9 protein-coding genes are annotated in these 8736 nt (G+C 64.2%); 4 read left to right on the plus strand and 5 right to left on the minus strand.

Annotation, left to right across the window (positions count from 1 at the left end; translation table 11 throughout):
• Positions 1–45: 45 nt before the first annotated feature.
• Together ABG80_RS01580 and ABG80_RS01585 are read left to right on the plus strand one after the other, a co-directional pair.
• Positions 46–828, plus strand: a complete 783-nt coding sequence (locus ABG80_RS01580) for a TatD family hydrolase (protein WP_058086019.1) — start codon at positions 46–48, stop codon at positions 826–828.
• 142 nt (positions 829–970) lie between these two features.
• Positions 971–1210, plus strand: a complete 240-nt coding sequence (locus ABG80_RS01585) for a hypothetical protein (RefSeq protein WP_058086020.1) — start codon at positions 971–973, stop codon at positions 1208–1210.
• A gap of 25 nt (positions 1211–1235) precedes the next feature.
• Here ABG80_RS01585 and ABG80_RS01590 read toward each other — a convergent pair whose 3' ends face one another.
• From ABG80_RS01590 to ABG80_RS01600, 3 genes are read right to left on the minus strand one after another with little or no spacing between them, the layout of a single operon-like run.
• Positions 1236–2075 carry an amino acid ABC transporter permease gene (locus ABG80_RS01590; protein ID WP_058086021.1) on the minus strand — a complete coding sequence of 280 codons (840 nt, stop codon included), beginning with the start codon at positions 2073–2075 and terminating at the stop codon, positions 1236–1238.
• Positions 2072–2932: an ABC transporter permease subunit gene (locus ABG80_RS01595; RefSeq protein ID WP_058086022.1), complete on the minus strand. Its 861-nt coding sequence runs from the start codon at positions 2930–2932 to the stop codon at positions 2072–2074. The genes ABG80_RS01590 and ABG80_RS01595 overlap by 4 nt, the downstream gene beginning before the upstream one ends.
• 18 nt (positions 2933–2950) lie before the next feature.
• Complete coding sequence (locus tag ABG80_RS01600; protein WP_235513713.1) at positions 2951–3943, minus strand: amino acid ABC transporter substrate-binding protein; 993 nt, start codon at positions 3941–3943, stop codon at positions 2951–2953.
• A gap of 336 nt (positions 3944–4279) precedes the next feature.
• On the opposite strand from ABG80_RS01600, the gene ABG80_RS01605 reads away from it, so the two are divergent.
• Both ABG80_RS01605 and ABG80_RS01610 read left to right on the plus strand, forming a co-directional pair.
• On the plus strand, positions 4280–5575 hold the full coding sequence (locus tag ABG80_RS01605; protein ID WP_058086024.1) for a GGDEF domain-containing protein: 1296 nt from the start codon (positions 4280–4282) through the stop codon (positions 5573–5575).
• A gap of 1 nt (position 5576) precedes the next feature.
• Entirely contained in the window at positions 5577–6857 is a 1281-nt protein-coding gene (locus ABG80_RS01610) for a GGDEF domain-containing protein (RefSeq protein WP_058086025.1), read from the plus strand.
• Between the two features lie 8 nt (positions 6858–6865).
• On the opposite strand, the gene ABG80_RS01615 is transcribed toward ABG80_RS01610, so the two are convergent.
• Positions 6866–7774 (minus strand): cation diffusion facilitator family transporter, encoded by a 909-nt coding sequence (locus ABG80_RS01615; RefSeq protein WP_058086026.1) that lies wholly within the window; start codon positions 7772–7774, stop codon positions 6866–6868.
• An 8-nt stretch (positions 7775–7782) separates the two neighbouring features.
• Positions 7783–8457 (minus strand): GTP cyclohydrolase II, encoded by a 675-nt coding sequence (ribA, locus tag ABG80_RS01620; protein ID WP_083505708.1) that lies wholly within the window; start codon positions 8455–8457, stop codon positions 7783–7785.
• Positions 8458–8736 lie beyond the last annotated feature (279 nt).

An 8736-nucleotide genomic window follows, 5' to 3' on the forward strand; every position in this document is an offset into this window, starting at 1 on the left:
TCAGGCATCATCGCGGGCTGCCCCGCCTGACTTCCCGCCTGAGCCATGTTCGTCGATTCCCACTGTCACCTCAATTTCCCCGACTACCAGGGCAAGCTCGACCTCGTGCTGGCTGACATGGCTGCCAACCAGGTGGACCGCGCCCTGTGCATCAGCACCACGCTGGAAGAGTTCCCTGCGGTTCATGCGGTGGCGCTGCAATGCCCGAACATCTGGGCCACGGTGGGCGTGCACCCCGACAACGAAGGCGTCCAAGAGCCCACGCTCGAAGACCTGGTCAGCCGCAGCCAGTTGCCCCGCGTGGTCGGCATTGGCGAAACGGGTCTGGACTACTACCGACTGGGCGAGCGCAGCGTCGAAGACATGGCCTGGCAGCGTGAGCGTTTTCGCGTGCACCTGCGCGCCGCTCGTCAGACTTCGTTGCCGCTGGTGATCCACACCCGCGAGGCCAGCGCCGACACCCTCGGCATCCTGAAAGAAGAAGGGCAGGGCCAGGTCACGGGCGTCTTCCACTGCTTCACCGAAACGCAGGAAGTCGCCCGTGCGGCCCTCGACCTGGGTTTCATGATTTCTTTCTCGGGCATCCTCACGTTCAAGAACGCGGCCGACCTGCGAGAGGTCGCGCGCTTCGTGCCCCTGGACCGTTGCCTGATCGAAACCGACAGTCCCTACCTGGCGCCGGTGCCGTACCGCGGCAAGACCAACTCGCCCGCTTACGTGCCCTACGTGGCCAAGCAACTGGCCGAGCTCAAGGGCTGCGAGGTCGAAGAGATCGGTCGCATCACATCCGAGAATTTCGCGCAATTGTTCTCGCGCACGCGGGCCTGACCGAGGGTTTGGCCAGGGGTGCCTCTGAAGGGCGTGTCAGAGAATTTCTGACAAGAGGTTTGGTTGTGCGGTGACTACCGGCAAACGGCCTCGATGCCTACAGTGAGTCCATCGCAACGGACTTTTTTCACAGAGGCCCCCCATGCAGAAGCACAGCCTGTACGCCAACCCCTTCGCCCTGATGATGGACCCGCAAGCCGTCCTCGAAGCCATGGAGCGTTCGGAGCGCCTGAACCGCCTGCAAAGCCGCGTGTGCCGTCCGTTGGACAAGCCGCTGATCCCCGTGGTGCAAGGCAACGCTCGCGAAGAATTCGATCAGGAAATCGACTCGCAAGAGATCGAGCTGCCTGAAGAGATCGCCGAAGTCAGCTTCGAGCAGTGATCGCTTTAGGCTGTGGGCAGGGCATTCAGCCCTGAGCCCGTTGCCAACGCTGCTCCAGGTGCAACCCCAGTCGGGACAGCGTCAGGCAGAGCAGGGCGTACACCGCGCCCACGAACAGGTAGGCCTCGAAGTAGAAGGGCCGCCAATCCGGGTCGCCTCCCAGGCTGAGTGAAAGCCCACCGGTCAGCTCGTGCAGACCGATGACCATCACCAGCGAGGTGTCCTTGAGCAGGCCGATCGCATGGCCCGTCAGCGCCGGCAGCACCGTGCGCAGGGCCTGTGGCAGCACGATGCGTCTTTGCGTGCTCCACCAATCCAGGCCCAGCGTGGCAGCCGCCTCGGACTGTTCCTGTGGCACGGCCTGCAAGCCCCCCCGCACGATTTCAGCCAGGTAGGCCGACGAGAAGAGCGTCAGCGCCAGCCCGGCTCGCCAGCCCAGCGAGGGCGCTTCGCCACCTGACCAAAACAGAGGCAGCAAGAAGGCGGCCGCGAACAGCAGGCCCACCAGGGGCACGCCGCGCACGGTTTCGATGAAGGCCGCAGCGGGCCAACTCAGCCATCTCCACTGAGACCTGCGCGCCAGGGCCAAGCCCACCCCCAGTGGCCACGACAGGCCCCAACTGCCGAAGAACAGCACCAGCGTCAGCGGCAGGCCGCCCCATTGCTCGGGCGTGCCCCACAGCAGCCATCGGATTTTTTGCGCAACCACCCCCCAGCAGGCGGCCTCGCGACCCAATGCCTGGCAGGCTTGGGCATCGGGCGTGAACACGGCGTCGATCACGCCCCAGCGCAGCAGTTGCCAAGTCAACCAGGCCAGCAACAACAGGCTCAGGCCTTGCAGAGTCAAACCAGCAGCCTTGTTCATGCCGCCCCCTTGAGCGCGTGACGGCGGTTGAAGGCGTTCATGGCCAGCGCTGTGAGCAGCGACAGCGTCAGGTACACCGCCATCATCACCGCGATGCACGCCAGCACCCGACCGCTCTGGTTCAGTGCGGTGGTGCTCACCGAGACCAGATCGGGGTAGCCCACGGCCACGGCCAGCGAAGAGTTCTTGACCAGGTTGAGGTACTGGTTGGTGGTGGGCGGCACGACGGTGCGCAGCGCCTGCGGGATGAGCACCAGCCGGATCCGCTGCCAAGGCGTGGCGCCCAGGGTGTCGGCCGCCTCCAGCAGGTTGCGGGGCACCGCTTCGATGCCGCTGCGAAAGACCTCGGCCAGGAAGGCCGCCGTGTAGGTGCTCAGCGCCAGCGCCACGGCCAGGTATTCGGGCGTGACAGAGGCGCCACCGCCGACGTTGAAGGTGCCCTGCTCAGGCCACGACAGCCGCCAGGTGTTCTCGAAGACCTCGGGCCAGGGAAACGCCAGCCCACCCTTGCTCAGCCAAAGCCCTCCCCACAGTGGCAGGGCCTGGCTCGAGTCAGGCAGCCACTCGATGAGCAGGAAATACCAGACCAGCAACTGCAGCAGCAGCGGCACGTGCCGAATCAGGCCGATCACCCCTTGCGCGGCCTGACGCCAGCCAGGCAGCCGCGAAGTGCGCAGCAAAGCCAGCAGCAGGCCCAGCGAGGTGGCTGCCAGCAGCGAGGGCAGGGCCACGCGCAAGGTGTTGCCCAGGCCCACGACGAAAGCCCACCACATGGGTTGCATCGCGTCGAAGGCCATCAGGCCTGTCTCGCCGATGTCAAAGCCGGCTGGCTGCTGCAGGAATCCCCAATCCGACAAAGCGCATGGCTCCTGCGGTCAGCGCACCGGCGGCGCGTACATCAGTCCGCCCTGGCTCCAGGGGCGATTGGGGCCACGCGGCAGTCCCAGAGCGGAGTTCTGGCCCACGTTGCGCTCGAAGATTTCACCGTAGTGGCCAACGGCCTGGATGGCACGCAAGGCCCAGGTTTTGTCCAGGCCCAGCAGTTTGCCCATGTCCTCGCCACCACCGAGCAGGCGCTGGATGGCCGGGTCGGCGCTGGCGGCCAGTGCGGTCGCTTTGGCTTGTGTCACGCCCAGCTCCTCGGCTTCCTGCAGCGCGTAGATCGTCCACTTGACGATGGCGAACCATTCGTCGTCGCCGCGTTTGACGGCAGGACCCAGCGGCTCCTTGGAGATCAGGTCTGGCAGCACGGTGTAGTCCTGGGGCTTGGGGGCTTCCTTGTTGCGGATGCTCGACAGCGCTGACGCATCGGCGGTGTAGGCCTGGCAGCGGCCCGAGAACAAGGCCTTGAAGCCGGCTTCATAGGTGTCGAACACCACGGGCTTGATGCCCAGGCCATGCGCGCGGGAGAAGTCAGCCAGGTTTTTTTCGGTGGTGGTGCCAGCCTGCACGCACACCTGGGCGCCCTTGAGCTGCTTGGCTGTCGTCAGCTTGAGCTTCGATGGCACCAGGAAGCCCTGGCCGTCGAAATAGGTGATGGCGGTGAAGTGAAGCCCCAGCGAGGCGTCTCTTGTGAGCGTCCACGAGGTGTTGCGCGAAAGGAGGTCGACCTGGCCCGATTGCAGCGATGCGAAGCGCTGTGTCGAGTTCAGCGGCGCAAAGCGCACTTTTTCGCCGCTGCCCAGCACCGCTGCGGCCACCCCTCGGCAAATGTCCACGTCGAGGCCTTGCCAGCGTCCCTTGGCATCCGGCGCCGAAAAGCCCGCCACCCCATTGCTGACGCCGCAGACGAGTTGGCCGCGCTGGCGGATGCCGTCGAGCACCTTGCCGGCCTGGGCGGGTTGCCAGGCGATGGCGCTCAAAAGCATGCATGCCAGAGACAGGTTGGCCAAGCGGGTTGTTGCGGTGGTCAGGGGCATGCTGATGGGACGAGTTCGGGCCGTGGAACTTTAGCCCGAATGTGCTGCCAGCCTGAGCAAAGCTCATTTTCTGCACAGTCAATTAAGTTGCGACGATGTATATTATGTCAACCAAGGTTGGTGTACGCCGAATACAACGAAACGCCAAAGACCTCACCCACAGGCACAATCGGCGCCCCACAAGGGAAAACCAGCGTTCGCCGTCTCGCGGTCCAAGACACCTTTCCGATACGATCGATCGTCCATCCACAGCACGTTGAACCCCGCGCGTCAAGCCCACAGGCCGTGGCGCCTCACGTCAGCAGCAGGAATTTCGACGACGTGTCGTCCGTGACCACCCTCATCACCGAGCCCATGCCGCAAGCCGATGCGCGAGATGGGCTCACCGCAGCCGATGCCCGGGCCATCGACGCCTTGCTGCATGGCGGCATGCGGATGCTGAGGTTTCCGCCGCCCCTTGAGTCGCGCTTTCAGACCGACACAGCCCTGGAGCGCCTGCAGACCTTGCTGGGCGCTGGCGCCTTGGTCAGCGTGCTGTTCAATTGGCTGTTGCTGTCGGACTGGATGATGATCCCCGACCGCTTCGATGACGCCTTGCGGCTGCGGCTGATGTGGTTCACACCATGCATCTTGCTGGGCTTGATCGTGCTCACGAAGCTCAAATCACCGGCCTTGCGAGAAGGCGCTTTGGTGTTGGCAGGCATGGTCTCGACGGTCATCAACGTCCACCTCTGCGTTGGCAGCACCGATCCCATGGCCGGGCCTTATCTCATCAGCGTGAGCGTGGTGCTGGTGTACTGCAACACCGTTGCACGCATGCGCCTGAGGCCTGCCATGTGCCTTGATTTTTTCGTCATGGCCATGTTTTTGTACGGCTGGTCTCGTCTGCCGCAGGCTCCGTTCGCCATCATGGCGCCAGCTGCGCTGACGGTGCTCTCGCTCGCAGTCTTCACGCTCTACGGTGCGTACATGCAAGAGCGCGATGTGCGCCAGAACTGGCTGTTGCTGATGCGTGAACGGCTCCTGCAGCACGAGCTCTTGCAGGCCAACGCCAGCCTCGAAGAGGCCTCTCGCAATGACCAGCTGACCGAGTTGGCCAGCCGCCGGCACTTCGATGCCGAGCTCGAGCACCGCTGGCGCCAAGCGGGCCAGGCAGGTCAGGAGGTCTCACTGATCCTGCTGGCGGTGGACCACTTCAAGGCTTGTCAGGCCAGTCGGGGACAGGGCGCCGCCGATGAATGCCTGCGTGCCATCGCAGGCGTGGTCCGCGCTGATTTCCAGCGCCCGGACGACCTGCTGGCACGCTTTGCCGGCGAAGAGTTCGCGGTGCTGATGGTGGGCACCACCTTGCAGACCGCTGTGGGCGCGGCCGAGCGCATCCGCAAGGCGGTGGAGAACCTGCGCCAACCCCATGGGCCAGATCAGCGCGACCTCATCACAGTCAGCCTGGGGGTGTCGTGCATGCGTCCTGACTCGCCGCATGCCAGCCCGACGCAGTTGATCGCCGTGGCCGATGAGGCCTTGCACCTGGCTCGCCAGCGCGGTCGCAACCGCGTCATCGCATTTGGCACACAGGACTGACATGAGCGCCATCTTCTCGCCCCGTCCGGTCACGCCAGCCACCGATTTTGATCGCCCGGTGCAGGGCTCGCACCACGCCACCATGGTGCGCATCCAGGACCTGCTGGAAAACGGCTTCCCGCTGATGTCCTTCCCAACGGACCTGGAAGAGGCTTTTCAGCGCGATGCCCTGCCCGCTCGCGAACGCCACTTCCTCATCAGCAGCCTCATTTCCCTGCTGATCTACAACGGGTACCTGCTGGCCGATCAGTTGATGATCCCGGACATGCTGTGGCTGGCTGCGCAGTTGCGGCTGCTGGTCTTCACACCGATTGCGCTGCTCTCTTTGTTCTTGTTCTGGCGGGGCTTTCACCCCTTCCATCGCTTGATGCCGCTGGCCTTGGTGGACGTGCTGATGCTGCTCGGCGGCGTGGGTGCTGCAGCCAGCCTGGCCATCGTCATGCCGCTTTCCGAGAGCCCGATGGTCCACTTCTTTCCGGTGGGCTACATGGTGGTCATCACGTATGGCAACGTTGTTTCGCGCATGCGCTTCTGGTATGCGCTGACCTTCACTTCCATCATGCTGGGCATCTTCGTGGCCAGCGTGATGTCACAAGAGACGTTTCCACCTCGGCTGCTGTGGCCCATCTCGTCCATGGTGATCTCGGTGGCCCTGTTCACCTTGTGCGCCAACTACTTCATGGAGCGCGATGAGCGCCGGCGGTTCTTGCGCACCCTTCGCGAACGCAGCCTGGTGCGAGACCTGACGCAAGCGCATGCCCGGCTCAAAGACATCTCGCGCATCGACACCCTCACCGGTCTGCACAACCAAAAACACATCCAGCAGCACCTGAACCTGGTCTGGGAGCGCGCCTGGCGTGATCGCAGCGCGCTGAGCCTGCTGCTCATCGACATCGATCACTTCAAGAAATTCAACGATCGATACGGGCACACGGCAGGCGACGAATGCCTGCAAAAGGTTGCCCGGGTGCTCCAGGATGGGCTGCGCAGGCCTGCCGACGTGGTGGCCCGGTTGGGGGGCGAAGAGTTCCTGGTGGTGCTGCCAAACACGGACGCCTCTTTTGCCAACGGCGTGGCAGAGCGCCTGCGCCAGGCTGTGGAGTCGCTGCAGATCCGTCACGAAAGCTCGACCACGGCTCGCCACATGACCGTCAGCGTGGGCGTGGTGACCTGCCAGGCGCACCCTGACCTGCTGGTTGACACGCTGATGCAACGGGTCGAGCAGGCCTTGCAGCAGGCGAAGTCCGAAGGCCGCAATCGGGTCTGCGGTCGCGCTGCCTGAATGGCCGGTCAGACTGGATCGAGGTGTGTCTGCACGTTGAGAACGGGCAGGCTTGCCATCACGCGCTGGCGTGCCTGCAATGCGATGTCGTGGCCCTCGCGCACGCTGAGCTGGCCGTCCACCTCCAGGTGAGCATCGACCAGGATCAAGTCGCCCATTTTGCGGGTGCGCAATTCGTGCACGCCTTGCACACCGGGCGTCTGCAACAGTGTTTCGCGGATGTGGTCGATCTGCTCTTGCGAGGCGGCGCGGTCCATGAGGTCGTGCAGGGCATCCCAGCCAAAGCGCCAGCCCATGCGCAGCACCATCAGACCGACGATGAGCGCAGCAACGGGGTCCAGCAAAGGGTAGCCCAGCAGGTTGCCGAGGATGCCCAGCGCCACCACGAGCGATGAGGCCGCGTCGGAGCGGGCGTGCCAGGCATTGGCCACCAGCATGCTCGATCGCACTTTTTCAGCTCCCGCCAGCATGTAGCGAAACAGCGCCTCCTTGGCCAGCAAGGTGCCGACCGCCACGTACAGCGCCAGGGCTTGCACCTGGGGGATGTCTTCGGCGTGGGTCAGGCGGTCGATGGCGCCCCACAGCATGCCGCCTCCCACGGCAAACAGCAGGAGCCCCAAGGCAAGCGAAGCTGCCGTTTCGTAGCGCTGGTGACCGTAGTGGTGGTTGTCGTCGGCTGCCTTGTGGCTGTGGCGGTTGACCAGCAGCACCAGGAAATCAGACAGCAGGTCGGACAGCGAGTGGATGGCGTCGGCCACCAGGGCTTGCGAATGCGCCCAGATGCCGGCGGCGAGTTGCAGCGCCGTCAGCACGATGTTGACCACGACGCTGACCATCGTGCTGCGTCGCGCCACTTGCTGGCGCAACGCAGGGTCGACCGATTCCGGGTCGTCGAGGGGCGGCATGTCGGTCGGCATGTCGGCTTTCAGCCCAGCCAGTCGATGTGGTGGCCGAGTTTGCGGGCTTTGGTGCCCAGGTAGCGCTCGTTTTCAGGCTGGACGTCACTGCGCACGGGCACGCGCTCTTCGATCTGCACGCCCTGCTCTTTCAAGGTCTGGACCTTGCGCGGGTTGTTGGTCATCAGCTTGACCGACTTCACCCCCAGGGTGGCGAGGATCTCGGCAGCGGCGTCGAACTTGCGCAGGTCGGCTGCGAAGCCCAGGTGCTGGTTGGCCTCGACGGTGTCCAGGCCCTGGTCCTGCAACTGGTAGGCGCGCAGCTTGTTGGCCAGGCCGATGCCACGGCCTTCCTGGCGCAGGTAGACGACCACGCCGCTGCCGCGCTTGCCGATTTCGCTCAGGGCAAACTGCAGTTGGGGGCCGCAGTCACAGCGCAAGGAGCCGAAGACATCGCCTGTCATGCATTCGGAATGGACGCGGACCAGGGCGCTGCCCTGCACCTCGCCCATGACCATGGCCACGTGCTCCAGGCCGGTGGCCTTTTCGCGGAACAGCTTCATGGTGAAGCTGCCGTGTTCGGTCGGCACGCGTGCTTCGGCGAGGAACTCCACCAGGGCGGCGGTGACCGGGGTCAAAGGTTCTTTGGGGCCCGGCGGGGTGCTGGCACCCGAGCTGGTTGGGGCGGAGTCTGGGCTGGACATTCGTTTTCCTCAGGGGGTGTCATTGTGCCAAAACCCATGTGGATCACCCGAAGGCGTCCGCAAAGTCCGTTCAGGCATGCCCGGAAAGTGTCGACAAGGGGTGCACAAGGTGCTTTTTTTGACCCACAAATACTGTATGCATGTAAGGGGTATCCTTTTAGCTCCAGCAGCCCCGGAGTACTGGATGGATATCCAGCATATCGCAAGCCCAGAGGCAGGTAAAGACCACCCGTCCAATTGGAACGATTTCCTCGACTGGTTCAGCTCCGAGGATGCCTG

It is taken from the genome of Aquabacterium parvum (assembly GCF_001447195.1).
In the GTDB taxonomy this organism is placed as follows: Bacteria; Pseudomonadota; Gammaproteobacteria; order Burkholderiales; family Burkholderiaceae_C; genus Aquabacterium; species Aquabacterium parvum.